The organism is Anoxybacillus sp. LAT27, assembly GCF_022030075.1.
In the GTDB taxonomy this organism is placed as follows: Bacteria; Bacillota; Bacilli; order Bacillales; family Anoxybacillaceae; genus Anoxybacillus; species Anoxybacillus kestanbolensis.
Genome location: NZ_JAIWYK010000365.1, coordinates 1 through 227 on the forward strand (window position 1 = coordinate 1; position 227 = coordinate 227).

Annotated in this window: 1 pseudogene; it reads left to right on the forward strand. The window is 51.1% G+C overall.

Annotated features, from left to right (window positions below):
• Positions 1-227, forward strand: a pseudogene (locus LD028_RS09810) (ferredoxin--NADP(+) reductase); the annotation flags it as partial.

Genomic DNA, 227 nt, shown 5'->3' on the forward strand with positions numbered 1-227 from the left:
TGGACCTATTTTCGCCGACCGTCTGCCTGAACGAGTCGGTCGACACGCTTGAAAAGCAGGAGGACGGAACGTTTAAACTCGTCACCAATCAACAAATCCATTATTCGAAAACGGTCATCATCACCGCCGGAAACGGCGCCTTTCAGCCGCGCCGGCTCGAAATCGAAAGCGCTTCCCGCTATGAAGGAAAAAACTTGCATTACTTCATCAACGACTTGGGGCAGTTT